The sequence below is a fragment of the Streptomyces alboniger genome, assembly GCF_008704395.1.
GTDB classification, from domain to species: domain Bacteria; phylum Actinomycetota; class Actinomycetes; order Streptomycetales; family Streptomycetaceae; genus Streptomyces; species Streptomyces alboniger.
The window spans coordinates 5,171,180-5,197,875 of the sequence record NZ_CP023695.1 but is presented as its reverse complement, the minus strand read 5'-3'; the positions used below and the strand labels follow the sequence as shown (position 1 = coordinate 5,197,875).

Here is a 26,696-nt window from a genome sequence, read left to right as displayed (position 1 = left end):
GCTACGCGGCCGGGCGTCCGCCCGCGCCGGGCACGGGGAACGCCCCGGTGGCCCTGCGCGTGATCTCGCCGTAGATCTCGGGGTCGGTGGTGAACTCCCCGAGTACGCACGTCTTGCGGCTGCCGTGGTAGTCGCTGGAGCCGGTGACCAGCAGCCCGAGGTCCGCCGCGAGGCCGCGCAGCCGGGTGCGGGTCTCGGGAGCGTGGTCCATGTGATCGACCTCGACCCCGTCGAGACCCGCCGCGGCGAGTGCGGCTATCGCGTCCTCGGGCACGACCTGGCCGCGCTTGACGGCGGCGGGGTGCGCGAGGACAGTGACGCCGCCCGCCGCCTTGACCAGGCGGATCGCGTCGAAGGGGTCCAGCTCGTGCTTCTCGGCGTAGGCGCGGCCGCCGTCGGCGAGCCACTCGGGCGTGAAGGCGTCGGAGACGGTGGGCACGACGCCCAGCTCGACGAGGGCCTCGGCGATGTGCGGGCGGCCGACCGAGCCGTCCCCCGCGATGCGCGCGACCTGCTCCCAGGTCACGTCCACACCGAGGTCCCGGAGCTTGCCGATCATCGTCTTCGCGCGCGGCACCCGGTCGTCGCGCACCAGCTCGCGCTCGCGGGCGAGTTCCGGCTCCTCGGGGTCGAAGAGGTACGCCAGCATGTGCAGACCCACGCCGTCGAGGCGGCAGGAGAGTTCGGCGCCGGTGACGAGGGTCAGGCCGGAGGGCAGCGCGGCGAGCGCTTCCGCGTGGCCGCGGGTGGTGTCGTGGTCGGTCAGCGCGACGACGTCGAGACCGGCGGCTGAGGCGTTCCGCACCAGCTCCGCCGGGGTGTCCGTGCCGTCGGACGCGGTGGAGTGAGTGTGCAGATCGATGCGCACGGCGCTGACTCCAGGCTCTGACGGGGCGGACGGCGGGAACGCTCAAGGATAACGGGAATCGAACACGCCCCCACCCGCCACGAAGGAGGCGTCGCTCACGACCGCGAAGCCCCCCGCGCCCAGGCGCGTGCGGTGTAACCGCCGCTCAAGGCGTGAGCAGCCGCGGCGACAGCGCCCCGCACGGCAGCAGGTCCACCTCGGCGCCCGCGTCCCGGAGATCGGTGAGCACCAGTTCGTCGTACATCAGGAGTCCCGACTGCTCCGGCCACGCGATGGCCCACAGCCACAGGCCCCGCGCCTCGCCCGCGAAGACGGCACGGTCGTCCGGCGTCTGCGACACGTGCCACAGCGGCGTGGGCCGCCCGGCGGCGTGGACCTTGGCGTGCGGTGGCTTGTCGACGCTCATATAGGGGCCGGGGTCGGGGCCGTCGACGCCGGCGTACCGCGCGCCGAGGCCGACGCCCAGCTCCTCGGCGACGAGGACCAGCTCACCGACGCCGCCGAGCGGCGCCGGCCCCGAGCAGGCCACCGCGGTCGCACGGCCACCGCTTCTGTCGTCCCCCGCGCAGGCCACGCCCGTGAACAGCCAGCCGACCGGCAGGGGCCACGGCATCCACACCGGAACCTGCGCACGGTGCACCACGACCTGGAGCGCCTCGACGCTCGGCGGGATCACGGGCTGTAGCGGGTGCACGGTGCCGTCCACGTCGCACTGCCAGGAGTCGGCAAAGAGACCGGGCGCCCTGACCCGGCCACCACACTTCGGGCAACTGGGTTCGCCCCTCATAACGACCAACGGTCCTCCCCGCTCGCCGCTCCGTCAAGGACGATCACCCGTCCGGTGGCCCTGTCACCGGACTTCAGTCCAGGGGCACGGACTTGCGCAGCGGATCGCGCAGGTCCGTTCCACTGTTCAGCCAGCGCTCCTGGAGGGCGGCCGCGCCGTGCACCCGCTTCCACGCCGCCTCGTTCGGCGTCATCGGCAGCAGCGGCAGGAAACGTACGGGATCCATCGGCTCGTCGAGCTCCAGGTCCTCCACCAGGCCGCCGGACTCCGCGACCAGGACCGAGGTGAACGGTGCGCCGGGCCACAGCGGTTCGCCCACGTCCAGCGAGGCACCCGCCGCCACGACCAGGCCCTCGACCTGCGGCGACGCGGCCAGCACCGCGAGAGGGCGGAGCACCTTGTCGGTGTCGGCGAGGCCTGCTCGTACGGACAGCACCAGTTCGGCGCGCGGCCCCTTGACCGGGTCGGCGAGCGCGGCGGTGGGGTCGGTCATCGGCTGGGCGGACATGCCGAGCGTGGCATAGCGCACCACGTCGCCGTCCGTGAACCGCAGCACCTCGACGCGGTCGGTGCCGAGGAAGGTCACCGCGGCGCGCGCGTCCGGTTCCCCCAGGCCAGTGCGGAGACGGGCCTCGACCAGCGCAAGAACATCAGCCATGACGCGAGCATAGAACTCGTCAGTGAAAGGCAAAGCGGGGGCTTGACACTTCAGTCGGCTGATAGTGTTGGCCGCTGGCCCAGGGCAGCACGCAGAAGCGTCGCTTTCAAGCCCTGCGGACAGACACTGACTTTGCGCCACGGGCGCAGAGGGCGCATGGGACTTCCCTTACGGGGGACCGGCCGGAGGAGGTGGGGCTGCAATGGACCGAAGTCGACCGTGCAGTACCACCCGCTCTTCCGCCCGATGAATCACGCAGCAGCCCGGTAGCTGCACAAGCACCCGCACGCACCGCTCGCGGTGCCCGTGCCGTGTGCGACGGAAGAGCACTTCGTTTCCACCTGATCTGTCTGAGTTATCTGATCTGTGTCAGTAGCGAAGCTGCCACCGCGACGGTGCGGTGCTCCCCGCTTTGTGGACGTGCCAAACATCTCCGCAGTAGGACGTCCCCATTCCGGGCAGTTCCACCCGCCGCAGGCGGCCTCCTTCGAAGGAGCCTGCCCATGTCGATGATCCGCGACCTTCGTGCCGCCGTCCGCCCCTCGCTGCGCAAGGACGGCACCTCCTACCCTTCCTCCGCCGCCTCCTCGTACTCCTACGACGCGACCCGCGAGGCCGCCTCCGCCGTCGTCGACTGCGCCGTCTACACGGACGGACGGCGCATGGAGTGCGCCGACGCCCTCACCCCGCACGAGGCGATGCTCCAGGTGCGCCGCCACGGGGGCTTCGCCTGGATCGGCCTGCACGAGCCGACCGAGGCCGAATTCGCCGGTATCGCCGCCGAGTTCGGGCTGCACCCGCTCGCCGTCGAGGACGCCGTCCACGCCCACCAGCGGCCCAAGCTGGAGCGTTACGACGACACGCTGTTCACCGTGTTCAAGACCATCCACTACGTCGAGCACGCCGAACTCACCGCCACCAGCGAGGTGGTGGAGACCGGCGAGGTGATGTGCTTCACCGGACGGGACTTCTTCATCACCGTCCGGCACGGCGGACACGGCTCGCTGCGCGCCCTGCGCCGCCGCCTCCAGGAGGACCCCGAACTGCTCGCCAAGGGCCCCTCCGCCGTCCTGCACACCATCGCCGACCACGTCGTCGACGGCTATCTCGCGGTGGCCGACGCGATGCAGGACGACATCGACGAGGTCGAGACCGAGGTCTTCTCCGCGCCCAGCAAGGGCAAGGGGACCGCGCGCGGTGTCGACGCCGGGCGGATCTACCAGCTCAAGCGCGAGGTCCTGGAGTTCAAGCGGGCCGTCTCGCCGCTGCTGCGCCCGATGCTGCTGCTGAGCGAGCGGCCCATGCGGCTGGTCGACCCCGACATCCAGAAGTACTTCCGTGACGTCGCCGACCACCTCACGCGCGTCCAGGAGCAGGTCATCGGCTTCGACGAACTGCTCAACTCCATCCTCCAGGCCAACCTCGCGCAGGCCGCCGTCGCGCAGAACGAGGACATGCGCAAGATCACCTCGTGGGCGGCGATCATCGCCGTGCCGACCGCGGTCTGCGGGGTGTACGGCATGAACTTCGACCACATGCCCGAACTGCACTGGCGGTTCGGCTATCCGATGGTGCTCGCCCTCATCGGCGGCGTCTGCTTCGCGATCCACCGGACCCTGAAGCGCAACGGCTGGCTGTGAGGCGTCACTCGGTAGGCTGCCGCCATGACTGCTGACCCGCTGCTCGACCGCGCGCTCGTCGAGGAGGCCACGAAGAAGTCCGGCCTCATCTGGGTACGGGGCGAGGGCTCGCCCGCCCGGGCGCTGTGGCACGTCTGGCACGACGGCGCCGCGCACCTCGTGGGCGACGGGCCCGGCGAGCAGCCGCTGCCGGGGCTCGTCGACGGCGGCGTCGCGGAGGTGACCGTACGCAGCAAGGACAAGGGCGGGCGGATCGTCGCCTGGACGGCGACGGTCGATGAGCTGGCGGCGGGCTCGGAGGCGTGGGAGGCGGCCGTCTCGGAGCTGAAGGGGAAGCGGTTGAACGCGCCCGACGCGGAGCGGATGACCTCGCGGTGGGCGGAGCGGTGTCGGGTTGTGCGGCTCACTCCGCGTGGGGCGGTGACCGAGATGCCCTCGGGGTCACTGGCAGCGGTTCCGCTGCCCACAGGTGTGACCACTCGGCAGGCGGTACCTGCGGGGCTGCCTAAGTTGCTGTTCAGGCGCAGGCGCCGTTGAGGGTTGGTTCCGTCTTCGCCTGCGGGTGCATCTTGGTTGCTCGCGCAGTTCCCCGCGCCCCTGAAGCTGCCCCTTCGGGGCTTGCTTCTCCTTATGACGTGGGGAGTTGTTTGCCGTAGTCGACCATTTCGGACTTGGCGGGGGGCTGTAGGGGGAAGTCCTTGTTCCAGTCCGTGAGTTTGAGGATGCCCGCGTGGCCGCCTCGCTCCAGGCGCAGGGGGTACGGCTTGCCGTCCAGGGAGACCGACAGCGTGCCGCCCGCGCCCTGGTCACCGGTGACCTTGATGGTGCGCAGGGCGCCCGTCCTGCCGCGGTCGCCCTTGGCCAGGTGGCCGTGGAGCGTGAGCATGCCGTCCAGGAGTACGTCCTTGTCCGTGAAGCCGCTCAGCTGCTCGTAGGCCGGATCCCCCTGCGGGACCTTGACGTACTTGCCGTCCAGCTTGGCCGCCGCCGCCTCGTCCGCCTGCTGGGGCTTCCCGTCGCCCTGGCCGCGCTCATGGGTCCAGAACTCCGAGTCGGCCTTCAGGAACAGCTGCTCCCCGACGCGCAGCAGGCGGAACGTCTGGCCCTTGGACGTGACCGAGCCCTCCCCGCCCTCGCCCTTGAGACGCATGTCGAGGGTGTACGTATGGCCCTTGCTCACCACCGTGCCCGAGAGCCGGACCGCCGACGCCGCCTGCGCCACCTTGGACGACTTGCTCTGGATCTTCGGCGCCGACAGCTTCCCGACGCCGTTGGTGCCCGCGTCCGGGTCCTCCGCCTTGCCGCCGCACCCGGTCAGACTCGTGACCGCCGCGACCATGCCCGCGCACATCGCGCTCACGAACGCTGCCCTGCGGGCTCGGCTGGCCAGGGGAAGTGCGGTCACAGGTGACGCTGCCTCTCGTGCGGTCGACCTCTACGGCTTCGGCAGTACGGCAGCGTACCCGTGCCGGCCGGGAGGAGCGGAGCCGGTCCGTCCGGACCCTCCGCCGGGGCGTATCCGACCAGGACGGGCTAGCCTGAAGCCCGTATTGCCGGACAGAACGGCAGGAATCACTTCGGGCACGTGAGAACACGCGAGAAGGAGGCGCACGGATGGCGGCAGGCGCCCCCCGGGTCTTCGTCTCCCACCTCTCCGGCATCCCCGTCTTCGACCCGAACGGCGACCAGGTCGGGCGGGTGCGCGACCTCGTCGCGATGCTCCGCGTCGGCCGCAAGCCCCCGCGGCTGCTCGGCCTCGTCGTCGAGCTGGCCACCCGGCGCCGCATCTTCCTGCCCATGACCCGCGTCACCGGCGTCGAGTCGGGCCAGGTCATCACGACCGGCGTGCTGAACGTGCGGCGCTTCGAGCAGCGGCCCACCGAGCGGCTCGTCCTCGGCGAGATGCTCGACCGCCGGGTCCATCTGGTGGAGACCGGCGAGGAGGTGACCGTCCTCGACGTGGCGGTCCAGCAGCTGCCGGCCCGCCGCGACTGGGAGATCGACCGGGTCTTCGTACGCAAGGGGAAGGGCGGCACGTTCCGGCGCAAGGGCGAGACGCTCACCGTCGACTGGTCGGCCGTCGACGGCTTCTCCCTGGAGGAGCACGGGCAGGGCGCCGAGAATCTGCTCGCCACCTTCGAACAACTGCGCCCCGCCGACCTGGCGAACGTCCTGCACCACCTGTCGCCCAAACGGCGGGCCGAAGTGGCCGCCGCCCTCGACGACGACCGGCTCGCCGACGTCCTCGAAGAGCTGCCCGAGGACGACCAGATCGAGATCCTCGGCAAGCTCAAGGAGGAGCGTGCCGCCGACGTCCTGGAGGCCATGGACCCCGACGACGCCGCCGACCTCCTCGCCGAGCTGCCCGAGGAGGACAAGGAGCGCCTGCTCACCCTGATGCAGCCGGACGACGCGGCCGACGTGCGGCGTCTGATGGCGTACGAGGAACGCACGGCCGGTGGCCTGATGACCACGGAGCCGATCGTGCTGCGCCCCGACGCCACGGTCGCCGACGCCCTCGCGCGGGTGCGCAAGGAGGACCTCTCCCCCGCCCTCGCCGCACAGGTGTACGTATGCCGTCCGCCCGACGAGACGCCTACCGGCAAGTATCTGGGCACCGTGCACTTCCAGCGGCTGCTGCGCGACCCGCCGTACACGCTCGTCGGCTCGATCCTCGACGACGATCTGCAACCGCTCGCGCCGGGCGCCACGCTGCCCACCGTCGCCGGGTTCTTCGCGGCCTACGACATGGTGGCGGCGCCCGTCGTCGACGAGGGCGGCGCGCTGCTCGGGGCGGTCACCGTCGACGACGTACTGGACCACATGCTGCCCGAGGACTGGCGCGAGACGGAGTTCCATCTGGAAGAGGAAGCGGAAGAGGAGGGGGCGGGCGATGGCCGCGGCTGACCGGGAGCGCGACAACCGCGCCGAGCCCAGGAGTCCACGGTTCCGCCTCGACCAGCCGCGCACCCCGCGGCCCAAGCTGCTGCCCGACTACGACCCGGAGGCGTTCGGGCGGCTCTCGGAGCGGATCGCGCGCTTCCTGGGCACCGGCAGGTTCATCGTCTGGATGACGGTCGTCATCATCCTGTGGGTGGTCTGGAACATCGCGGCCCCTGATCACCTGCGCTTCGACCAGTACCCGTTCATCTTCCTGACGCTGATGCTCTCCCTCCAGGCGTCGTACGCGGCCCCGCTGATCCTCCTCGCGCAGAACCGCCAGGACGACCGCGACCGCGTCAACCTCGAACAGGACCGCAAACAGAACGAGCGGTCCATCGCGGACACCGAGTACCTCACCCGCGAGATCGCCTCCCTGCGCATGGGTCTCGGCGAGGTGGCCACCAGGGACTGGATCCGCTCCGAGCTCCAGGACCTGGTCAAGGAGCTGGAGGAGCAGCGGATCGAGCAGCGGGCGGAGAAGCGCGTCGTATTCCCCTCGGAGGGTGTGCGCGGACGTGACGTAGGCGACCGCTGACGGCCCTTTCCCGGGCGGGGTTACCGCGCCGTACTATCGGGTCTATGGCTACGGAAGACGCGGTGCGTGAAGCACTGGCGACGGTGAACGACCCCGAGATCCAGCGACCCATCACCGAGTTGGGAATGGTCAAATCGGTGGACATCGGCGCCGACGGGGCGGTGGCGGTCACCGTGTACCTGACGGTCTTCGGCTGCCCGATGCGCGAGACCATCACGAAGAACGTGACGGACGCGGTCGCCGCGGTCGAGGGCGTCACGCGCGTCGACGTCACCCTCGACGTGATGAGCGACGAGCAGCGCAAGGAGCTGGCGTCCGCGCTGCGCGGCGGCACCGCCGAGCGTGAGGTGCCCTTCGCCAAGCCCGGCTCGCTGACTCGCGTCTACGCGGTCGCGTCCGGCAAGGGCGGCGTCGGCAAGTCCTCGGTGACGGTGAACCTCGCGGCCGCGATGGCCGCGGACGGCCTGAAGGTCGGCGTCGTGGACGCGGACATCTACGGCCACTCCGTGCCGCGCATGCTGGGCGCCCACGGCAAGCCCACCCAGGTCGAGAACATGATCATGCCACCGTCCGCGCACGGCGTGAAGGTCATCTCCATCGGCATGTTCACCCCGGGCAACACCCCGGTCGTGTGGCGTGGCCCGATGCTGCACCGCGCCCTCCAGCAGTTCCTCGCGGACGTCTTCTGGGGCGACCTCGACGTGCTGCTCCTCGACCTGCCGCCGGGCACCGGCGACATCGCGATCTCCGTGGCGCAGCTCGTCCCGAACGCCGAGATCCTCGTCGTGACGACGCCTCAGCAGGCGGCGGCGGAGGTCGCCGAGCGGGCCGGTTCGATCGCCGTACAGACCCACCAGAAGATCGTGGGCGTCGTCGAGAACATGTCGGGGCTGCCCTGTCCGCACTGCGACGAGATGGTCGACGTGTTCGGCACGGGCGGTGGCCAGAAGGTCGCCGAGGGCCTCACCAAGACGACGGGCGCCACGGTGCCGGTGCTCGGCTCCATCCCGATCGACGTGCGGCTGCGCGAGGGCGGCGACGAGGGCAAGCCGGTCGTCCTGACCGACCCCGACTCCCCCGCCGGTTCGGCGCTGCGCACCATCGCGGGCAAGCTGGGCGGCCGCCAGCGCGGCCTGTCGGGCATGTCGCTGGGGATCACCCCGCGCAACAAGTTCTGAGCGTCCGAGGAGCGCCCCGTCCCGCAAGGGTCGGGGCGCCAGGCGCTGGACGCTAGGCGTACGCGGCGATGTCCTTGATCACCGAGAAGCCGAGCCCGTACGCACTCATGCCGCGCCCGTACGCGCCCAGGTGCACGCTCTCCTTGGTGGAACCGGCGAGGACCCACCCGTACTCGGACTCGCGGTAGTGGAAGGGCGTCGGCACGCCGTCCACGGGCAGGGAGAGCGACGACCAGTCGGCGCCGTCCAGGTCGTCCGCGAGGACCCAGGCCGTCTCCGTCTGCTGGTCGAGCCAGTTGTCCCGCAGCGAGTGGTCCATCTGGCCCGGCCAGGTGTAGGAGAGCAGACCCACTCCGGCGAGCCAGGCCGCCGAGGAGACCGAGGTGGCCTCCAGGACGCCCGTACCGTCCGCGCTGCGCCGCACCGGGTTGGCCGCGACGGTCACCACCACCGCGAACCGCTCCTTGTCGCTGTTGCCGAGGCTGCCCTCGGCGCGCACCGACGGCTCGTCCCCGTGGCCGATCGAACCGTGCTCGACCGACCCGTCGGCCGTCGCGCCGACCTGCATGAGCCAGCGCTGACCCGTGAAGGCCTCGTCCAGGCCGTACCAGGGGAAGGGCGCCAGCAGGTAGCCGTCGACCGTGCGCCGGGCGGAGGGCACTGCTTGTGCGGTGCCGTCCGCGGCCGGCGCCTGCGCGCCTACGCGACTTGTCGTCTCCATGTACCCGGCCGCCTCCTCGCTCTCGTCGGTCCGGAGCGGCCCGCCCCCCTCGGGCGTCCTCACGCCGGACAACAAGGCAGGATAGCCACACCGGTCGGCGGCGGCGGTTCAGGTGATCCTTTACGTGGCGTCCGCGTCGAACGGCGGGCGGTCGCCGGCGTCGAGCTTCTTGGGCTCCGCGGACTTCTTCTGCATGTCCACGCGGGCTCCTCCCGCGGAGGTGGCGGAGGCTTCCGATGAGGAGTCGGAGTCATCGCTCCCGCGGCCGTGCACGGCGTCCGCGACCTCGTTCATCTCCTTCTTCAGGTCGAAGCCGTTACGGATTTCCTTGAGCCCCAGCTCGTCGTTGTCGAGCTGCTTGCGGATGAACTTCTTGGGGTTCAGGTCGTCGAATTCGAAGTCCTTGAACTCCGGGCCCAGCTCTTCTCGTATGTCCGCCTTCGCGCTGTCCGAGAACTCACGGATCTTGCGGATCGTGCGGGATACGTCCTGGATGACCTTCGGCAGCTTGTCGGGGCCGAAGATGAGCACGGCGAGGACGACCAGCGCCACTATCTCGAGTGCGCCAATGTCATTGAACACCTAGAACTCCTTGCGATGTCCTCAGCCCGCAACAGGTCGTCGTCCGAGGTCTGGACCGTGACCACGGTACCCGGCGCTCATGTCTGTCCGGTAGCCGATGCGCCACTGCGCCGCCCGTCCTCAGTCGCCGTCGGCCGAGCCGAGCACCAGGGTCACCTCGCGGTCGCGGTCCGCGCGCTCGATCGTCAGGTCCAGACGGTCCTTGGGGCGGTGGGCGCGGACCTTCACGATCAGCTCGTCGCTGGAGTGCACCGGGGAGCCGTCCACCTCGGTGATGATGTCACCCGGCTTGAGGCCCGCCTTGTCGCCGGGGCCGTTCGCGTTGACCGCGGGGCCGCCGTCCCTGCCCTTGTCCGCGATGCGGGCGCCGTCTCCGGTGAACTCGGTGTCGAGTGTGACACCGATCACCGGGTGCGTGGCCTTGCCGAAGTTGATCAGCTCTTCGGCCACGCGCTTGCCCTGGTTGATCGGTATGGCGAAGCCGAGGCCGATGGAGCCCGCCTGGCCGCGGCCCGAGTCCGAGCCGTCGTCGGCGGAACGGATGGCGCTGTTGATGCCGATGACGCGCGCCTTGGAGTCGACCAGCGGGCCGCCCGAGTTGCCCGGGTTGATGGGGGCGTCGGTCTGGAGCGCGTCCACGTACGAGACGTCGCTGCCGTCGCCCTTCTCGCCGCCCGCGGTGATGGGCCGCTCCTTGGCGCTGATGATCCCGGAGGTGACGGTGTTCGCCAGGTCGAAGGGGGCGCCGATGGCGACGACGGGGTCACCGACCTGGACGTTCTCGGAGTTGCCGAGGGTCAGGGGCTTGAGGCCGCGCACGTTGGAGACCTTGACGACGGCGAGGTCGTAGCCGGAGTCGCGGCCGATGACCTCCGCCTTGGCGGTCTGGCCGCCGCTGAAGGTCACCGTTATCTCGCCGCCGGTGCCCGCGGGCTCGACGACGTGGTTGTTGGTGAGGATGTGGCCCTTGCCGTCGAGGACGAAGCCGGTGCCGGTGCCCTGCGCCGAGTCTCCGCTGACGTGCAGGGTCACGACGCCGGGCAGGGCCGCGGCGGCGATACCGGCCACACTGCCGCTGGGCCGGTCCTTGGACTCCGCCCCGACCTGCGGAAGCTCGATCTCATCGACGCCGTTGCGCTCCAGGTACGAGCCGAGGGCGCCGCCGACGAGCCCGGACACGAGGGCGATCAACGCGACCCCGACCACGGCCACCCGCCGTGCCCGCCTGCCCTGCCGCTCCTTGGTCTGCGGGGGCAACGACCCGATCTGCTGAAGAGGCGCGTTCCACGGATCGTACGGCCGCCGCCCCACGCCTTGAGCGCTTTGCGGCGGGGCGGCGTGGAGGTGGCCGGTGTCGCCGTAGGGGGCCTGGGCGGGCACGGCGTGTGTGGGCGGCGGGGTGGAGTGGCTCGGGGGGCCTGCGGGGCCCTGCGCGGGCGCTGGGGGTGGGGCGGCGTGGTCTGGGAGGCCCGCGGGGGTGCCGTGCGGGGGCGTGCCGCCGAGGGTCGGGGCCGGGCCACCGGGGCCCTGCGCGGGCGCCGAGGGGCCTGCGGGGGTGCCGTGAGCCGGTGTGCCGCCGAGGGCCGGGGCCGGCCCATGGTGGCCCTGCGCGGGTGCTGGGGCCGGGGTGCCCTGGGGCGAGAGGCCCGCGGCAGTGCCGTGCGCGGGGGTGCCGCCCGGCGTGGTGGGCGGGAGGGTCGTGCCGTGGGCCGGGGTCGCCGCCGGGTGTTGCACGGGGGGCGCGGGTGCCCAGGGGCCCGGCTCGCCGTACGGCGGGGTGCTGTACGGGTCCGGGTCGTGCAGGGGGCGGGGCCGCTCGGCGTTCCCGGGGAGTGCGGCGCCGCCCTGGGGCCCCGTCAGGCCCTGCGCCGGGTCAGCGGGCTGCCCGGGTGTCGCGGGCGGCGGCTGCGTGGCCCCCGGCGTTTCCGGCCGGGGGCGGCTCCACCACTTGGCCTTCGTGGGCTTGCCCTCGTCCATGCTCTCCCCACAACTGCCCTGCGGCGGACGCCGATTACCTGCTCAACCCCGCACCCGCCAAGTCCCCTAGGCAAGCACGGTCCACCGAGATTCAACCAGGTTCCCCCGCCGGAGCGCAGGCGCCTGTCGCGTCAGTGGACCTGCGAGGTGCCCAGCAGCGGGCCCGAACCGGGGGCCGCCGCGGTGGTGTTCACCGGATCCGCGCCTCTCGTGCCCACGGGCCCCACCGCGGGCGGTCGTGCGTGGCCGGTCTGCGGCGGGCGTATCAGCGGGGAGAGCACGGCGGCGCCCGTCAGCATGGGCCCCGTCAGCTCCCGCGCGCTCTCGCGGGAGCGCGGCGGCTGCGCGGCCCCGGGCAGCAGGGGCCCCTTCACCTCGGTCGGGGCGACCGGCGCGGACAGGGCGCCGGGGCGCTGGCCCTGCACCGACAGCGGATTGCCGCCGCCACGGCGCCGCACGGAGTCGGAGGCCGCGGTGGCGCCCGAGCCCGGGATGCGCTGCGGCGTCACATTGCTGTTGGCCTTGGAGCCGCCGGCCCGGGTGTCCCCGAGGTCCGCGGGGACGCCCGCGGTGACCCCGCCCAGCGCGATCGCGGCCAGCGACACCGCACCGGCCGCGGCGAACGCGAAGCGCCGTCCGCGCCAGAGCGAGCGGTCGCCGTCGTGCCGGGTGACGTCGTGGATGCGGAAGCCCCGCCCCTCGCCGGGCAGCACCGCTGCATGGGCACCGGAAGGGGCGTACCCCACGAAGGACTCGGTGCTCACGCCGAAGAGCCCGGTCCGCGGCAGCCCGGCGGAACCGGTGGCGCCGGTGGCGAACCCGTCCCCGTCACCGGGGTGTCCGGGGCCGCCGGGCGGCTCGGAGCCGCCCGCTGGAAGACCTTGGAGCCGGGCGAGGAAACTCTCGCTCGGCGGTGGCGGCGCCGCCTGCGCGAAGACGCTCTTCAGCCGGCGCTGGGCATCGGCCTCGGTCTTGCACATCGGACAGGTCGCCAGATGCGCGAGGACCCGCTCGCGCGCGTCATGACCCAACTCGCCGTCCACCAGGGCGGCGAGCCGGTCCCCGAGATGCTGCTCGGCCTCGGCCAGGCGCCGCTCGGCAGGATTCGACCGTGATCCACTCACGCGGTCGCGCCCCCTCCTCCCAGCGCCACGGCTCCCGTGACCGCGAGCGAACGACGCTCGGCGCGGGCCTCGGGAGAGCGGTGCTGGAGGGCCTTGCGCAGCTGCGAACGGCCCCGGTGGATACGGCTGCGGACCGTACCGAGCTTGACGCCGAGCGTGGCGGCGATCTCCTCGTACGAAAGGCCCTCGATGTCGCAGAGGACCACGGCGGCGCGGAATTCGGGCGCGAGGGTGTCGAGCGCCTGCTGGACGTCCGCGTCGAAGTGCGTGTCGTTGAACACCTGTTGCGGCGACGGCTCGCGGCTCGGCAGCCGCTCGGCCGCGTCGTCCCCGAGGGCGTCGAAACGGATGCGCTGCTTGCGGCGCACCATGTCCAGGAAGAGGTTCGTGGTGATGCGGTGCAGCCAGCCCTCGAACGTGCCGGGGGTGTAGGTCGAAAGGGACCGGAAGACACGGACGAAGACCTCCTGGGTGAGGTCCTCGGCGTCGTGTTGATTGCCGGTCAGGCGATACGCCAGGCGGTATACGCGGCCGCTGTGCGTGCTGACGATCTCCTCCCAGGTGGGCGGAGTCCACGCCTGCGATTCCGCGTCAGCGGCAAAGGTCGCGGTCTGAGCGGAGTCGTTGGCACGGATGCGGTCAGCGGTGTCGGTCACGGATTTCGGCTCACCCGCCAACCCGAGAAAACGCCGGAGCGCTCCTCCCCGATCCGCGGACGCAGCCGCACCTCCCCTGTCGGCTCTGGTGGTGGCCAGTGGAGCCCCTACCATAACCACCTCGCCCGTTAGCTCCGGATAAGCGTTTTTACGTGAATTTGGTACGGGCTTCCCCGCTGGTGTCCTGCCCCTTCGAGGCGCCCGCTTCAGGTCTTGATCCATCCGATCCCCCCGCCGTCTTCCCACCCCTCTATGAACGCGCGGTCCCATCTGCGGGTTCCCGGCCCCAACGGATACAGTCACGGCCAGGCAACCACGGGGACAGGAGAGGGCCATTACCGGCAACCGGCAGACGAGCTGGGCGTTCGCCGACGCCTTTGTCGCCGAGGACGAGGCGCTGCGCTGGGCCCGTGACCGGGCCCGGGAGGCAGGGCTGCCCTCGGTGTCGCCCGGCACCGGCGCCGCGCTGCGGATGCTCGCCGCCACGGCTGACGCGAAAGCGGTGGCCGAAATCGGTACGGGGACCGGCGTGTCGGGGATCCATCTCCTGCACGGCATGCGGCCCGACGGCGTGCTCACCACCGTCGACCCCGAGCCGGACCATCAGCAGTTCGCCCGCCAGGCCTTCCGCGCCGCCGGTTTCGCGGGCAACCGGGCGCGGTTCATCCCGGGGCGCGCGCTGGACGTCCTGCCGCGGCTCGCGGACGGCGGCTACGACCTCGTCTTCTGCGACGGCGACCGCGTGGAGTGCCTGGACTACCTCGCTGAATCGTTGCGCCTGCTGCGGCCGGGCGGGCTCGTCTGCTTCGAAGGCGTGTTCGCCGACGGCCGGACCGTGGACTCGGGTCCGCAGCCGGTCGAAATTCTGCACCTGCGGGATCTGCTGCGTACGGTGCGGGAGAGTCCGGAGCTTGTTACCTCGTTGCTGCCGGTGGGGGACGGGCTGCTCTGTGCCGTTAAACGGTAGCGGGGCGCCGGCGGGGCGGGTTTTCCCGTTGCTGCCGGCTTGGCCGCGCCCCGTAGGGGCGCGGGGAACTGCGCGACCAGCCAAAGACGGCCCGCGGAAGTAGACGCGCCTGGAGGCCCAGGGGCCCGGGAATAGCGCTGCCCCGGCATCCTTCGATGCCGGGGCAGGGAAAAATGTGGGAGCGCTTCCGCGTCAGCCGACGACCTTCTTCAGAGCGTCGCCGAGTGCGTCGGCCTCGTCCGGAGTCAGTTCGACGACAAGTCGTCCGCCGCCTTCGAGCGGAACGCGCATGACGATGCCCCGCCCCTCCTTGGTCACCTCGAGCGGGCCGTCGCCCGTCCGCGGCTTCATGGCCGCCATGCTCGTTCCCCTTCCTGAAACCAGCTCATCGCAGCCGACAACCCAGGTGTCACCGGCATCGAACACATTGCTTCCAGGTCATTATCCCGCATGGCGGGACCCGATGACCAACATCGGTCTGCATCGCTTGCGCAACGCGCGCCCGCAAAACCACCCAATTCGGCGATGTGGCTGCGATACTTCGCCGCCCCATACGCCTCACAGACCCGAAATTCTTTGACGCACGTCACATATCCGGCCTCATGCCGGACCTCGATGATCTCCGTCATGCTGAGGGCCACGTACTGGACCAGCGGAGGGGGCCACCATGGCCGACAGTGTGCTCTACGAGGTGAGCGACGGGCTCGCGACGATCACGATCAACCGTCCCGATGCGATGAACGCGATGAACACGGAGGCCAAGGTCGCCCTGCGGGAGGCCGTGCGGGCGGCCGCCGCGGACACCGCCGTGCGCGCCGTACTGCTCACCGCGGCCGGGCGCGCCTTCTGCGTCGGGCAGGACCTCAAGGAGCACATCGGCTCGCTCGCGGCGGACCGCGAGGCGGGGACCGGGCAGACCATGAGCACGGTCAGGGAGCACTACAACCCCATCGTGCGGGCGCTGACGGGCATGCCGAAGCCGGTGGTCGCCGGGGTCAACGGCGCCGCCGCGGGCGCGGGCCTCGGTTTCGCCCTCGCCGCCGACTACCGCGTGGTCGCGGACACCGCCAAGTTCAACACCTCGTTCGCCGGGGTCGCCCTGACCGCCGACTCGGGCGTCTCCTGGACGCTGCCGCGTGTGATCGGCCCCGGCCGCGCCGCCGACCTGCTGCTCTTCCCGCGCAACATCACCGCGCAGGAGGCGTACGACCTGGGCATCGCCAACAAGGTCGTGCCCGCGGCGGACCTCGCCGCCGAGGCCGCTCGGGTGGCCCGCGCCCTGGCCGAGGGGCCGACCCTCGCCTACGCGGCGCTCAAGGAGTCCCTCGCCTACGCCGCGGAGCACTCCCTGGACGAGGCGCTGGACAAGGAGGACGAGCTCCAGGGCAGGGCGGGCGCCTCCGAGGACCACACGATCGCCGTCCAGGCCTTCATCGCCAAGGAGAAGCCGAAGTACCTGGGGCGCTGAGCGTCAGCTCCCCGCCGCCTCGCGGGCCACGCAGTCCGCGAGGTGGTCGTTGACCAGGCCGCACGCCTGCATCAGGGCGTACGCCGTGGTGGGGCCGATGAAGCGGAGGCCGCGCTTCTTGAGGGCCTTGGACAGGGCCGTGGACTCGTCGGTGATGGCGGGCACGTCCGAGAGCGCCTTCGGTACCTGGCGGGACGCCGGGTCGGGTGCGAACGACCAGATCAGCGAGTCCAGTTCGCCCTCGGGCCAGTCGGCGAGCACGCGTGCGTTGGCGAGGGTCGCGTCGATCTTGGCGCGGTTGCGGATGATGCCCGGGTCGGCGAGGAGCCGCGCCCGGTCCTCGTCCGTGAACCCGGCGACCGTAGCGATCCTGAAGTCGGCGAAGGCGGCGCGGAAGCCGTCGCGGCGGCGCAGGATCGTGATCCAGGAGAGGCCGGACTGGAAGGCCTCCAGGCAGAGCCTTTCGTAGAGCGCGTCGTCGCCGTGGACCGGGCGGCCCCATTCCTCGTCGTGGTACGCGATGTAGTCCTCGGTGGACAGCCCCCAGGGACAGCGCAGGCCGCCGTCCGGGCCCGCGAGGGCGCCTGCCTCGCCGCTCACTGGTCGCCTCCCTCGTTCCCCTTGTGCTCGGCCCCGTGCTGTTCGTACCCCTCCAGGAGGGCCGGGCCCGCGACCGCCGTGGCCTGGGCGCCCGCCAGGGCCGCCTCCAGTTCGGCGATGCGGGCGTCGCGCTCGGCCAGCTCGGCGCCGAGGCGGCCGAGCACGTCGTCGACGTCGTCCATGTGGTAGCCGCGCAGCGTCGTCGGGAAGCGGACCTCGTCGACGTCGGCCCGGCGCAGCGGCCGGTCCAGGGGCAGCGGATCGGTGAACCGCTCGGGCGCGGCGTCGGGCAGGGCTCCGCTCTCGCCGCCGCCGACCACGGCGAGGGTCACCGCGCCGACCACCACGACGAGGACGATGACCAGGAACAAGAACAAGACCATGTCTTCAGGCCCCCACGCTCGACTGCCCGTGCTGAAACTGCCGGGGTCCGATCGTGCCATGCGCCTTTGACGGTTAAGGTCGCAGGCGGCCGAACCGCGACAAGGACCCAGGAGGGCCACAGGGGATGCTCAGGCTTGGCAGGCGCGAGTTCGACGCGCACGAGCCGGTGATCATGGCGATCGTCAACCGGACCCCGGACTCCTTCTACGACCAGGGCGCCACCTTCCGCGACGAGCCCGCGCTGGCCCGGGTGGAGCAGGCGGTGGCCGAGGGGGCCGCGATCATCGACATCGGCGGGGTCAAGGCGGGCCCCGGCGACGAGGTGACGCCCGAGGAGGAGGCGCGCCGCACGGTCGGCTTCGTCGCCGAGGTGCGCAAGAGGTTCCCCGACGTGGTGATCAGCGTCGACACCTGGCGGCACGACGTCGGCGAGGCGGTCTGCGAGGCCGGTGCCGATCTGCTCAACGACGCGTGGGGCGGCGTCGACCCCAAGCTCGCGGAGGTCGCCGCGCGGTACGGGGCCGGCCTGGTGTGCACGCACGCGGGCGGCGCGGAGCCGCGGACGAGGCCGCACCGGGTCACGTACGAGGACGTGATGGCCGACATCCTGCGCGTGACGGTGGGTCTGGCCGAACGCGCGGTCGAACTGGGTGTGCCGCGCGAGTCCGTCCTCATCGACCCGGGCCACGACTTCGGCAAGAACACCCGGCACAGCCTGGAAGCCACCCGCAGGCTGGGCGAGATGGTGGAGACGGGCTGGCCGGTGCTGGTCTCCCTGTCCAACAAGGACTTCGTGGGCGAGACCCTGGACAGGCCGGTCAAGGAACGCGTGATCGGCACCCTGGCGACGACGGCGGTCTCGGCATGGCTGGGCGCGCAGGTCTACCGCGTACACGAGGTCGTGGAGACCCGGCAGGTGCTGGACATGGTCGCGACGATCGCGGGTCATCGAGAACCCGCCGTCGCCAGACGAGGCCTGGCCTGACGAACCCCGCCCCGCCCCCGGCAGCCGGACGGAGTCCGGCACAGCCGGGCGAAGCCCGCGAGGCGCCCCAGCGCCGAGCGGTGCGAGGACGGCAGGGAGAAATGGTCATGGTCGCGACGATCGCGGGGCACCGTGCGCCCGCCGTGGCGCGGCGGGGGCTGGCCTGAGACGACCGCGCCCCGGCGGGCGACCGCCGGGGAGCTGCCTGGTCTCCTCCTCGGGGAGTTCTACTTCGCGACTTCCTTGGTCACCAGGGAGATCGCCTCGTCGACGTCGTCCGTGACGTGGAACAGGAGCAGATCGGCCTCGGAGGCCTTGCCCTCGGCGATGACCGTGTTCTTCAGCCAGTCGATCAGGCCGTTCCAGTACCGCGAGCCGAAGAGGACGATCGGGAAGCGCGTGACCTTGCGGGTCTGTACGAGGGTGAGCGCCTCGAAGAGTTCGTCCAGGGTGCCGAGGCCGCCCGGCAGCACCACGAACCCCTGCGCGTACTTCACGAACATCGTCTTGCGGACGAAGAAGTAGCGGAAGTTCACGCCGATGTCGACGTAAGGGTTCAGGCCCTGCTCGAAGGGCAGCTCGATGCCGAGGCCGACCGAGGTGCCCTTGGCCTCGACGGCACCCTGGTTGGCGGCCTGCATCGCGCCGGGCCCGCCGCCCGTGATGACCGCGAAGCCGGCCTCCACGAGCGCCTTGCCGATCTCCACCCCCGCCCTGTACTCCGGCGAGTCCACGGGGGTGCGTGCCGAGCCGAAGACGCTGATGGCGGGCGGGAGTTCCGCGAGGGTGCCGAAGCCCTCGATGAACTCGGACTGGATGCGCAGGACCCGCCAGGGGTCGGTGTGCACCCACTCGGAGGGGCCGTCGGAGTCGAGGAGACGCTGATCGGTGGTGCCTGCCTGCACCTTGTCGCGCCGGCGCAGCACCGGGCCGAGCCGCTGCTCCTCGGGGCGCTTTCCGGCAGCGGGGGCACCACTGTCCGTGCTGGCATCGGGGTTGGTCATCGTCTGCTCCCTCCATGCGTGCGTGCCCCACAGCGTAGGTCTACGCGGGTTACGCCCGAGGGACCTCGGTATGTCCGGCCCAGTAGCCGCTCCGAAGCCGCTCAGGAGCCGCTCACGACGTCAGCCAGGCCCTCAGCCGCTCCTCCGCCTCGGGGATCAGCGAGGCCTTCACACGCTCGTCGATCTTGTGGGCGAGCAGGGGGTCGCCGGGGCTGAAGTTCACGGCGGGCACGCCGAGCGCGCTGAAGCGGGAGACGTCCGTCCAGCCGAACTTGGGACGGGCCTCGCCGCCGACGGCCGCCATGAACGCGGCGGCGGCCGGGTGGGTGAGGCCGGGGCGGGCCGCGCCCGTGTGGTCGTCGACGATGAACTCGTCGACGCCGCAGTCCGCGAAGTAGTCGCGCACGAAGGCGAGGGCCTCCTCCTCGCTGCGGTCCGGGGCGTAGCGGAAGTTTACGGTGACGGTGCACTCGTCGGGGATGACGTTGGTGGCGACGCCGCCCTCGATGCGGACGGCGTTGAGGCCCTCGTGGAACTGGAGGCCCTCGACGACCGGCTTGCGCGGTTCGTACGCGGCGAGCTTCTGAAGGATCGGAGTGGCCGCGTGAATGGCGTTGGAGCCCATCCACGCGCGCGCGGAGTGCGCCCGCACGCCCTTGGTCCTCAGCAGGACCCGCAGCGTGCCCTGGCAGCCGCCCTCGACCTGGCCGTCGGTCGGCTCCAGGAGGATCGCGAAGTCGCCCGCCAGCCAGTCCGGGTGCGCCTCGGCGACGTGTCCGAGGCCGTTGAGGTGGGCGGCCACTTCCTCGTTGTCGTAGAAGACGAAGGTGAGGTCGCGGTTGGGCTCGGTCACCGTCTGCGCGATGCGCAGCTGGACGGCGACGCCCGACTTCATGTCGCAGGTGCCGCAGCCCCACAGGACCCCGTCCTCGTCCAGGCGGGACGGCACGTTCGGAGGGTTGTCCGCGATCGGCACCGTGTCGATGTGGCCGGCGAGGACGACCCGCTCGGCGCGGCCGAGGTTCGTACGGGCCACCACGTTGTTGCCGTACCGGTCGACCGTGAGGTGCGCAAGGCCGCGCAGGGCCGTCTCGATGGCGTCGGCGAGGTCCTTCTCCGAACCGCTCGGGGACGGGAAGTCGACGAGGCGAGCGGTCAGCTCGGCGGCGTCCAGCGTGAGGTCAAGCGGCGTCTGCGGCATACGGAAGACCCTAACTCCAGCGGCCCGCCGACCTGTCGGCCGACCTGTCGGTGGACTCCAGTACCTTGGACGCGTGCCTGAGCCCCCCACCTTCCTCCGGCGCGGCCGTACCCGCCGTCTGACGGCCGCGCTCGTCGTGCTGCTCGCCGTCGCGGGCTATGTGGCGGTGCAGTACGTCTACGGGGGCAAGCCCTCACCCCGGTGCACGGTGGTGTCGGCGGACGACGACGGCGCTTCGTACGAGTTCACGGCCGAGCAGGCGCAGAACGCCGCGACGGTCGCCGCCGTCGGCACCACGCGCGGGATGCCCGAGCGCGCCGTGACCATCGCCCTCGCGACCGCCCTCCAGGAGTCGGGGCTGCGCAACATCCGGCACGGCGACCGGGACTCGCTCGGCCTCTTCCAGCAGCGCCCCACCCAGGGCTGGGGCGATGAGCGCCAGATCATGGACCCCGCGTACTCGGCGGCCCGTTTCTACGAACATCTGGCCGAGGTCCCCGGATATTCGCGGCTGCCGCTGACGGTCGCCGCGCAGCGTGTGCAGCGCAGCGGCTACCCGCAGGCCTACGCCAAGCACGAGCCGGACGCCGTGCTGCTCGCCGCCGCGCTCACCGGCCGCGCGCCCGCCACCTTCAGCTGCGAAAGCGGGCCGGGCACGGACGGCGGCGGCCCGGCGCGGGTGCGGGCCGCGATCGTGCGCGACTTCGGCCGCGAGGTGCGCCCGGACGAGGGCGGGGGGCGGACGGTGACGGTCCCGGTGCCCGCCGCGGCCGCCGTGGGCGACAGGGCCCCGCGGCGCGGCTGGGAGCTGGCGCACTGGGCCGTGGCCCAGTCCTCGGCGCTGCGCATCGAGCGCGTCTCGTACGGCGGCCGGGAGTGGCGCGCCTCGGGTTCGGGTACGTGGCACAAGGCGCGGACGGGTGGGGCCGCGGGGCCGGGCGCCGCCGCGGACGAGGTCCGGATCGTCACCGGGGAGTAGACCGGACAGGAGTACGTCGCATCACCCGATCGAGGGGCGACGATCACCGCGGGACGACGAACCGCCCGCTTTCCCGTACCGAGCCGCCGCCCTCGCGAAATCCCTTGAGAACAAAGGGAATTAAGGATTCAGCAGCGCGGCGGGGCGGCGAGCCGTTTGCCCGTTTTTATCCAGAGCCGATAATGCGACGCATTACCAACTCTTTACGTTGGCGCACCGCAACCTTCGTGGGCTTCGAGCGGTAGTCACGGCGTCCGATCGCCGGAAGCCATCCGGTGGGACGCCGGAGCCGATCCGGCCGGACACCCAACGTTCTCTCCCGTCTGAAGGAGCATCATGTCCCTCCCCCTGACCCGCCGGATCGCCCGCGCCGCGCTGCTCAGCGCAGCAGGCGCAGCCTCCGTGGTCGGTGCGGCCGGCTCCGCGAGCGCCGTTGGCCTGCCTGCCGCTCCCGACCTGGGCGGACTGACCGCGCTGGACGGCGCCGGCCTGGGCAACACCGTCGACGGCGCCGCCCAGAACACCACCAAGACCGCCGGTGACACCGGCGGGAAGGCCGTGAAGAAGGCCGTTCCGACCGCGGGCAAGGTCGTCGGCAAGGGCGCCAAGACCGCGGCCCCCGCCGCGCAGAAGGCCGCCGGTGACGTGGCGGGCAGCGCGGGCGAGGTGCTGGGCGACACGGCGGGCACGGCGACCAAGGGCGGTCTGCCCACCGACGACGTGGCCAAGGGCGGCCTGCCGACCGACGCGGTGACCAAGGGCGGTCTGCCCACCGACGGTCTGCCCACGAAGGGCCTGCCCACCCAGGGCCTGCCGCTCGGCTGATCGCACGCCTGATCGCACGGCACCCGCACGGAGGGCCCGGAGCCAGTGGCTCCGGGCCCTGCGTCGTGTCTGCTCGGCGATTACGCCAGGCGCTCGACCGCCGCCGCCACCCGCTCGTCCGTCGCCGTCAGCGCCACCCGCACGAAGCGGTCGCCCGCCGGGCCGTAGAAGTCGCCGGGCGCCACCAGGATGCCGAGGCCGGCGAGGTGGCCGACGGTGTCCCAGCAGGACTCGTCGCGCGTGGCCCACAGATACAGGCTCGCCTCGCTGTGCTCGATGCGGAAGCCGTGCTTCAGCAGAGCGTCGCGCAGGGCGGTGCGCCGGGCCGCGTACCGCTCACGCTGCTCGTGGACGTGCTGGTCGTCGCCGAGCGCGGCCACCACGGCGGCCTGGGTCGGCGCGGAGGTCATCATGCCGCCGTGCTTGCGGATCTGGAGCAGGTCGCCGAGGACGGCCGCGTCACCGGCGATGAACGCGGCGCGGTAGCCCGCGAGGTTCGACCGCTTGGAGAGCGAGTGGACCGCGACGATCCCCTCGTACGAACCGCCGCACACGTCCGGGTGCAGGACCGAGACCGGGTCCGCCTCCCAGCCCAGTTCCAGGTAGCACTCGTCGCTGACGAGGAGCACGCCGTGCTCGCGTGCCCAGGCGACCGTGCGGGTCAGCTCCTCGCGCGTGAGGACCCGACCGGTGGGGTTCGAGGGCGAGTTGAGCCACAGGAGCTTGAGGTTCGCCGGGTCCAGCTCGCACGGGTCGTCGTAGGCGACGTACTCGGCACGGGCAAGCCGCGCGCCGACCTCGTACGTCGGGTAGGCGAGCCGGGGGTAGGCCACCACGTCGCCCGGGCCGAGGCCCAGCTGCGTCGGGAGCCACGCCACCAGTTCCTTGGAGCCGACGACCGGCAGGACCTCGCGGTGCGTGATGCCCCGCGCGCCCAGGCGCCGTTCGCACCAGCCGGTGAGCGCGTCGCGCAGCTCGGGCGTGCCCCACACCGTCGGATAGCCCGGCGAGTCGGCGGCGGCGACCAGGGCCTTCTGGATCAGCTCGGGGACCGGGTCGACGGGCGTGCCGACGGACAGGTCGACGATGCCGCCCGGGTGCGCGGCCGCCGTGGCCTTGTAGGGCTCCAGCTTGTCCCAGGGGAAGAGGGGAAGCCGATCGGAGACTGCGGACACGTGCTCACTCCCGTGGTGCGCTTGTTCGTTCGGGGGTGCCTGGAACGCCTCGGTGGAAATGCCTCGGTCCCGTACGACAGGACATGCCGTACGGGACCGGGGCGGCGCTCAGGCCGTCGTTACTGGTTCTGCGGCGGCAGGGCGGCGATGAAGGCGTGGTCGCGCTCGATCAGGCCGAGCTTGCTCGCGCCGCCGGGCGAACCCAGCTCGTCGAAGAACTCGACGTTCGCCTTGTAGTAGTCCTTCCACTCCTCGGGAGTGTCGTCCTCGTAGAAGATCGCCTCGACCGGGCAGACCGGTTCGCAGGCTCCGCAGTCGACGCATTCGTCCGGGTGGATGTACAAGGACCGGGAGCCCTCGTAAATGCAGTCGACCGGGCACTCCTCGATGCACGCCTTGTCCTTGACGTCGACACAAGGCTGCGCGATGACGTAGGTCACGCTGTCGTTCCTCCTCGATACGGGCGTTGGCGGGCCGTCCTCAGGCTCCGCTCGCCTGGCGCGCGGGAGCGCGGCGTCGTCGATGCCCGCCCCTAGTATCTCCGTTCCTGGGCATGATCCGAACAGGAGGGGCGTACAGAGCTGTGGAATTCACTGCGGGCGGACGGCTTGAGGTCCGTATCACCCCTGCTGACGTGGGCAAAAGGATCTCTGTGCGGCGCCTGAGCGAGCCGGGATCCGCCGGTGGCAGATTCACCGACACGGTGGGTGTTCTCACATCGTGGAATGACGGTGTGGTGCACATCACACGACGCGACGGCGAAAGCGTCCGTATCCCGGAGCACACCCTGGTCGCCGGCAAGGTCGTGCCCTCGGCACCCGCCCGCCGCCGCGGGCCCGCCGCCTCGTACGAGGAGCTGGCGCGGGTCTGCGCGCGGGCCTGGCGGCCGGTGGAGAGCGAGCGGCTCGGCGACTGGGAGCTGCGGGCCGCCGCCGGATTCACGCGGCGCGCCAACTCGGTACTGCCGCTGGGCGATCCGGGACGGCCGCTGGACGAGGCGCTGACGCACGTACGTCAGTGGTACGCGGCCCGGGAGCTGCCCGCGTACATCCAGACGGCGACGGGCGCCGAGGGCACCCAGGAGCTGCTCTGCGCGGAGTTGGCGGCGCGCGGGTGGGAGCGCGAGGTCAGCGCCGCGCTGCACGTGGGCGCCCTCGCGCCGGTCGCGGATCTGGACGCGGACGTGTCGCGCGTAGAACTCTCCCGGTCCTGCGACGAGGCGTGGCTGCGGCGGTACGGGCGGGCCGGGGACTTGGCACCACATGTGTCCAAGGTGCTGGCGAGCGGGCCCTCGGTGTGGTTCGCTTCCGTGCCCGGGAGCGGTGACACCGCCGCCGCCATCGGGCGGTGCGTGGTGGACGGGCGCTGGGCGGGGTTCATGGCGGTCGAGGTGGACCCGGGGCACCGGCGGCAGGGGCTCGCCACCGCGGTGATGACCGCGCTGGCCCGACAGGCCCTGCTGGACGGCGCGTCGGCGGCCTGGCTTCAGGTCGAGGACGACAACGACGGCGCGCGGGCGCTGTACGGCCGGATGGGCTTCGCGGCGCATCACGCCTATCACCACTACCGGCACGGCGGGGCCTGAGCGGCGGCGACCCGGCGTGGCAGCACGGCACGGCACGGAAAACAGCCCGGCGAGGGCATGAGACACGAGGCACGTATGCACGCGGAGTCCGGCGAATGGCGGCGGCGGTTCGCCGAAGAGGCACGGTCCGAACGGCCAGGACTCGCGCTGCTGTGCCTGCTGATCGGCGCCGAGGCCGACCCCGGTCTCGACGAGGCGGGCATCGACGCCGCCGAGATCGAGCTGGACCGGCTCGCGGGCCTGCTGCCGTTCCGCCCCGGCGGGCCGCGCGCCTGGGCGCAGGCGATGGCCGAACTCCTCGGCGAGAGCTGTGGGTTCGAGGGGACGCCGGGCGACTACCAGCGGCTTGAGTCCTCCCTGCTGCACGAGGTGCTCCGGCGGCGCAGGGGGCTGCCGATCCTGCTCTCCGTGGTGTGGATGGAGGTGGCGCGCCGGGCGGGCGCCCCGGTGTACGGGGTGGCGCTGCCGGGCCACTTCGTCGTCGGTTTCGGGCCGCGCGACGACCAGGTGCTCGCCGACCCGTTCGACGGCGGGCGGCTGCTGACCGGGCAGGACGCGGAGCTGCTGGTGGCGGGGACCGCGGGCGCGGGGGTGCAGCCGTCGATGCTGACGCCCGCCGACCCGCTGAACATCGTGCAGCGCATCCTCAACAACATCCGCGCCTGGGCGGCCGCGCGCCCCGAGCGTTCGGAGGTCGCGCTGTGGGCCCTCGACCTCTCCCTGCTGCTGCCCGCGCACCCGGCGCGGCTGCGCTACGAGCGGGCCCAGCTGCTCGTCCAGCGCGGCGACTTCCTCGGCGGCGCGGCGGAGCTGGAGGAGTACGCCGATGTCGTGACGGCGGTGGAGCCGACCACCGCGGACCGGGTGCGCCAGCAGGCGCGGGCGGCCCGGTCCATGCTGAACTGACCGGGCGGGGCGGCGGGGGCCGCGCCCCGTACCGGCTTCGGGCGACGTATCGATCGGGCCGACCGGGCAACACGCACGTATGCATCCCCGAGTTCCCGAAACCACCGAGTGGCGACGGCTGTTCGCGGCCGAGGCCGGGGCGCCGCGGCCCGATCTCGCGCTGCTGTGCCTGCTGATCGGCGCGGAGGCCGACCCCTCCCTCGACCAGGAGGGGATCGACAGGGCGCGGCGCCTGATCGGGCGGCTCGCGGAACTGGCCGCGCACAGCCACCGGTCCGGCCGCGCCGACGACCCCCGGGCCTGGGCCCTCACCCTCGCCGAACTCCTCGGCGGGTACTGCGGGTTCAGGGGCAGACCCGGCGACTACCACCGGCTGGAGTCCTCCCTCCTGCACCAGGTCCTGCGGCGCCGCAGGGGGCTGCCGATCCTGCTCTCGGTGCTGTGGATGGAGGTGGCGCGCAGGGCGGGCGCCCCGGTCCACGGCGTGGCGCTGCCGGGCCACTTCGTCGTCGGCCTCGGCCCTCTGGACGACCGGGTCTTCGCCAACCCGTTCGACGGCGGGCGCGTCCTGACCGGCACGGACGTGGACCTGCTCGTCGCGGCGGCCACCGGGGCGCCGCCCGTGCCGTCGATGCTGAACCCCGCGGGCACGCTGGACATCGTGCGGCGCGTTCTGAACAACATCCGCGCCTGGGCCGCGCCGCGCCCCGAGCGCTGTGACGTCTCGCTCTGGGCGGTCGAACTCTCCCTGCTGCTGCCCTCACCGGCGCCCCGCCTGCGCTACGACCGCGCCCAGCTCCTCGTACAGAAGGGGGACTTCCTGGTGGGCGCCCGGGAGCTGGACGCCTACGCCGACGAGCTGGCCGGGGAGGACGCGGCGACGGCGGACCAGGCGCGGCGGCAGGCGCGGGGGGCGCGGGCGCTGCTGAACTGAGCGGGCGGGGCGCC

General features: G+C 72.0%; 29 protein-coding genes. 13 read left to right on the top strand and 16 right to left on the bottom strand.

The window, feature by feature from the left end:
• Position 1: 1 nt before the first annotated feature.
• The 3 genes from CP975_RS23350 to CP975_RS23340 all read right to left on the bottom strand — a co-directional run bounded on the left by CP975_RS23350 (position 2) and on the right by CP975_RS23340 (position 2,313).
• Complete coding sequence (locus CP975_RS23350; RefSeq protein WP_055532784.1) at positions 2-868, bottom strand: PHP domain-containing protein; 867 nt, start codon at positions 866-868, stop codon at positions 2-4.
• A gap of 145 nt (positions 869-1,013) precedes the next feature.
• Positions 1,014-1,655, bottom strand: a complete 642-nt coding sequence (locus tag CP975_RS23345; RefSeq protein WP_037896898.1) for a DUF6758 family protein — start codon at positions 1,653-1,655, stop codon at positions 1,014-1,016.
• A 73-nt stretch (positions 1,656-1,728) separates the two neighbouring features.
• Entirely contained in the window at positions 1,729-2,313 is a 585-nt protein-coding gene (locus CP975_RS23340; protein ID WP_055532786.1) for a suppressor of fused domain protein, read from the bottom strand.
• A 503-nt stretch (positions 2,314-2,816) separates the two neighbouring features.
• On the opposite strand from CP975_RS23340, the gene CP975_RS23335 reads away from it, so the two are divergent.
• On the top strand, positions 2,817-3,953 hold the full coding sequence (locus CP975_RS23335) for a magnesium and cobalt transport protein CorA (protein WP_055532788.1): 1,137 nt from the start codon (positions 2,817-2,819) through the stop codon (positions 3,951-3,953).
• 24 nt (positions 3,954-3,977) lie between these two features.
• Positions 3,978-4,490 carry a hypothetical protein gene (locus CP975_RS23330; protein ID WP_055532790.1) on the top strand — a complete coding sequence of 171 codons (513 nt, stop codon included), beginning with the start codon at positions 3,978-3,980 and terminating at the stop codon, positions 4,488-4,490.
• 91 nt (positions 4,491-4,581) lie between these two features.
• Here CP975_RS23330 and CP975_RS23325 read toward each other — a convergent pair whose 3' ends face one another.
• Positions 4,582-5,304, bottom strand: a complete 723-nt coding sequence (locus tag CP975_RS23325; RefSeq protein ID WP_246201816.1) for a hypothetical protein — start codon at positions 5,302-5,304, stop codon at positions 4,582-4,584.
• A gap of 263 nt (positions 5,305-5,567) precedes the next feature.
• On the opposite strand from CP975_RS23325, the gene CP975_RS23320 reads away from it, so the two are divergent.
• From CP975_RS23320 to CP975_RS23310, 3 genes are read left to right on the top strand one after another with little or no spacing between them, the layout of a single operon-like run.
• On the top strand, positions 5,568-6,860 hold the full coding sequence (locus CP975_RS23320; RefSeq protein WP_055532794.1) for a magnesium transporter MgtE N-terminal domain-containing protein: 1,293 nt from the start codon (positions 5,568-5,570) through the stop codon (positions 6,858-6,860).
• On the top strand, positions 6,847-7,431 hold the full coding sequence (locus CP975_RS23315; RefSeq protein WP_055532796.1) for a DUF1003 domain-containing protein: 585 nt from the start codon (positions 6,847-6,849) through the stop codon (positions 7,429-7,431). The genes CP975_RS23320 and CP975_RS23315 overlap by 14 nt, the downstream gene beginning before the upstream one ends.
• A gap of 44 nt (positions 7,432-7,475) precedes the next feature.
• Positions 7,476-8,609 carry an Mrp/NBP35 family ATP-binding protein gene (locus tag CP975_RS23310; RefSeq protein ID WP_055532798.1) on the top strand — a complete coding sequence of 378 codons (1,134 nt, stop codon included), beginning with the start codon at positions 7,476-7,478 and terminating at the stop codon, positions 8,607-8,609.
• 52 nt (positions 8,610-8,661) lie between these two features.
• Here the strand turns inward: CP975_RS23310 and CP975_RS23305 are convergent, their stop codons facing one another.
• From CP975_RS23305 to sigE, 5 genes are all read right to left on the bottom strand, one after another.
• On the bottom strand, positions 8,662-9,330 hold the full coding sequence (locus CP975_RS23305; protein ID WP_055532800.1) for a hypothetical protein: 669 nt from the start codon (positions 9,328-9,330) through the stop codon (positions 8,662-8,664).
• 120 nt (positions 9,331-9,450) lie between these two features.
• On the bottom strand, positions 9,451-9,912 hold the full coding sequence (locus CP975_RS23300) for a sec-independent translocase (RefSeq protein WP_055532802.1): 462 nt from the start codon (positions 9,910-9,912) through the stop codon (positions 9,451-9,453).
• A gap of 120 nt (positions 9,913-10,032) precedes the next feature.
• Positions 10,033-11,889 carry a S1C family serine protease gene (locus CP975_RS23295; protein WP_150477302.1) on the bottom strand — a complete coding sequence of 619 codons (1,857 nt, stop codon included), beginning with the start codon at positions 11,887-11,889 and terminating at the stop codon, positions 10,033-10,035.
• Between the two features lie 131 nt (positions 11,890-12,020).
• Complete coding sequence (locus CP975_RS23290; protein WP_055530864.1) at positions 12,021-13,013, bottom strand: anti-sigma factor family protein; 993 nt, start codon at positions 13,011-13,013, stop codon at positions 12,021-12,023.
• Positions 13,010-13,783: an RNA polymerase sigma factor SigE gene (gene sigE, locus CP975_RS23285; protein ID WP_199782995.1), complete on the bottom strand. Its 774-nt coding sequence runs from the start codon at positions 13,781-13,783 to the stop codon at positions 13,010-13,012. The genes CP975_RS23290 and sigE overlap by 4 nt, the downstream gene beginning before the upstream one ends.
• 154 nt (positions 13,784-13,937) lie before the next feature.
• Between sigE and CP975_RS23280 the strand changes: the two genes are divergently transcribed.
• Positions 13,938-14,636 carry an O-methyltransferase gene (locus CP975_RS23280; RefSeq protein WP_150477301.1) on the top strand — a complete coding sequence of 233 codons (699 nt, stop codon included), beginning with the start codon at positions 13,938-13,940 and terminating at the stop codon, positions 14,634-14,636.
• 192 nt (positions 14,637-14,828) lie between these two features.
• Here the strand turns inward: CP975_RS23280 and CP975_RS23275 are convergent, their stop codons facing one another.
• Positions 14,829-14,996, bottom strand: a complete 168-nt coding sequence (locus tag CP975_RS23275) for a DUF3117 domain-containing protein (protein ID WP_003966491.1) — start codon at positions 14,994-14,996, stop codon at positions 14,829-14,831.
• A gap of 307 nt (positions 14,997-15,303) precedes the next feature.
• On the opposite strand from CP975_RS23275, the gene chcB reads away from it, so the two are divergent.
• Positions 15,304-16,104, top strand: coding sequence for a 2-cyclohexenylcarbonyl CoA isomerase (gene chcB, locus CP975_RS23270; protein ID WP_055530860.1), 801 nt, complete (start codon positions 15,304-15,306; stop codon positions 16,102-16,104).
• 3 nt (positions 16,105-16,107) lie between these two features.
• Here the strand turns inward: chcB and CP975_RS23265 are convergent, their stop codons facing one another.
• Both CP975_RS23265 and CP975_RS23260 read right to left on the bottom strand, forming a co-directional pair.
• The gene (locus tag CP975_RS23265) at positions 16,108-16,704 is read right to left on the bottom strand and encodes a DNA-3-methyladenine glycosylase I (protein ID WP_055530858.1); all 597 of its coding nucleotides are present in this window, start codon (positions 16,702-16,704) and stop codon (positions 16,108-16,110) included.
• Positions 16,701-17,087, bottom strand: a complete 387-nt coding sequence (locus CP975_RS23260; protein WP_055530856.1) for a DivIVA domain-containing protein — start codon at positions 17,085-17,087, stop codon at positions 16,701-16,703. The genes CP975_RS23265 and CP975_RS23260 overlap by 4 nt, the downstream gene beginning before the upstream one ends.
• A 125-nt stretch (positions 17,088-17,212) precedes the next feature.
• Here CP975_RS23260 and folP point away from each other — a divergent pair, with 125 nt between their 5' ends.
• Positions 17,213-18,073 (top strand): dihydropteroate synthase, encoded by an 861-nt coding sequence (folP, locus tag CP975_RS23255; protein ID WP_055530854.1) that lies wholly within the window; start codon positions 17,213-17,215, stop codon positions 18,071-18,073.
• Positions 18,074-18,300: 227 nt separating this feature from the next.
• Here the strand turns inward: folP and CP975_RS23250 are convergent, their stop codons facing one another.
• Entirely contained in the window at positions 18,301-19,077 is a 777-nt protein-coding gene (locus CP975_RS23250) for an LOG family protein (RefSeq protein WP_055530852.1), read from the bottom strand.
• Positions 19,078-19,189: 112 nt separating this feature from the next.
• Positions 19,190-20,278, bottom strand: coding sequence for a succinyl-diaminopimelate desuccinylase (gene dapE, locus CP975_RS23245; RefSeq protein ID WP_055530850.1), 1,089 nt, complete (start codon positions 20,276-20,278; stop codon positions 19,190-19,192).
• Positions 20,279-20,351: 73 nt separating this feature from the next.
• On the opposite strand from dapE, the gene CP975_RS23240 reads away from it, so the two are divergent.
• Together CP975_RS23240 and CP975_RS23235 are read left to right on the top strand one after the other, a co-directional pair.
• A complete protein-coding gene (locus tag CP975_RS23240; RefSeq protein WP_055530848.1) occupies positions 20,352-21,257 on the top strand; it encodes a hypothetical protein in 906 nt (301 codons plus the stop codon).
• 336 nt (positions 21,258-21,593) lie between these two features.
• The gene (locus CP975_RS23235; protein ID WP_055530846.1) at positions 21,594-22,082 is read left to right on the top strand and encodes an ATP-binding protein; all 489 of its coding nucleotides are present in this window, start codon (positions 21,594-21,596) and stop codon (positions 22,080-22,082) included.
• A gap of 80 nt (positions 22,083-22,162) precedes the next feature.
• On the opposite strand, the gene CP975_RS23230 is transcribed toward CP975_RS23235, so the two are convergent.
• Together CP975_RS23230 and fdxA are read right to left on the bottom strand one after the other, a co-directional pair.
• Positions 22,163-23,257 carry a bifunctional succinyldiaminopimelate transaminase/glutamate-prephenate aminotransferase gene (locus tag CP975_RS23230; protein WP_055530844.1) on the bottom strand — a complete coding sequence of 365 codons (1,095 nt, stop codon included), beginning with the start codon at positions 23,255-23,257 and terminating at the stop codon, positions 22,163-22,165.
• A 119-nt stretch (positions 23,258-23,376) separates the two neighbouring features.
• Complete coding sequence (gene fdxA, locus CP975_RS23225; protein WP_030573070.1) at positions 23,377-23,697, bottom strand: ferredoxin; 321 nt, start codon at positions 23,695-23,697, stop codon at positions 23,377-23,379.
• Positions 23,698-23,840: 143 nt separating this feature from the next.
• Here fdxA and CP975_RS23220 point away from each other — a divergent pair, with 143 nt between their 5' ends.
• The 3 genes from CP975_RS23220 (at position 23,841) to CP975_RS23210 (ending at position 26,682) form a co-directional block, all read left to right on the top strand.
• Entirely contained in the window at positions 23,841-24,842 is a 1,002-nt protein-coding gene (locus CP975_RS23220; RefSeq protein ID WP_055530842.1) for a GNAT family N-acetyltransferase, read from the top strand.
• A 75-nt stretch (positions 24,843-24,917) separates the two neighbouring features.
• Positions 24,918-25,748 carry a transglutaminase family protein gene (locus tag CP975_RS23215; RefSeq protein WP_342787973.1) on the top strand — a complete coding sequence of 277 codons (831 nt, stop codon included), beginning with the start codon at positions 24,918-24,920 and terminating at the stop codon, positions 25,746-25,748.
• 79 nt (positions 25,749-25,827) lie between these two features.
• Positions 25,828-26,682, top strand: a complete 855-nt coding sequence (locus CP975_RS23210; RefSeq protein WP_055530838.1) for a transglutaminase family protein — start codon at positions 25,828-25,830, stop codon at positions 26,680-26,682.
• Positions 26,683-26,696: the final 14 nt, after the last annotated feature.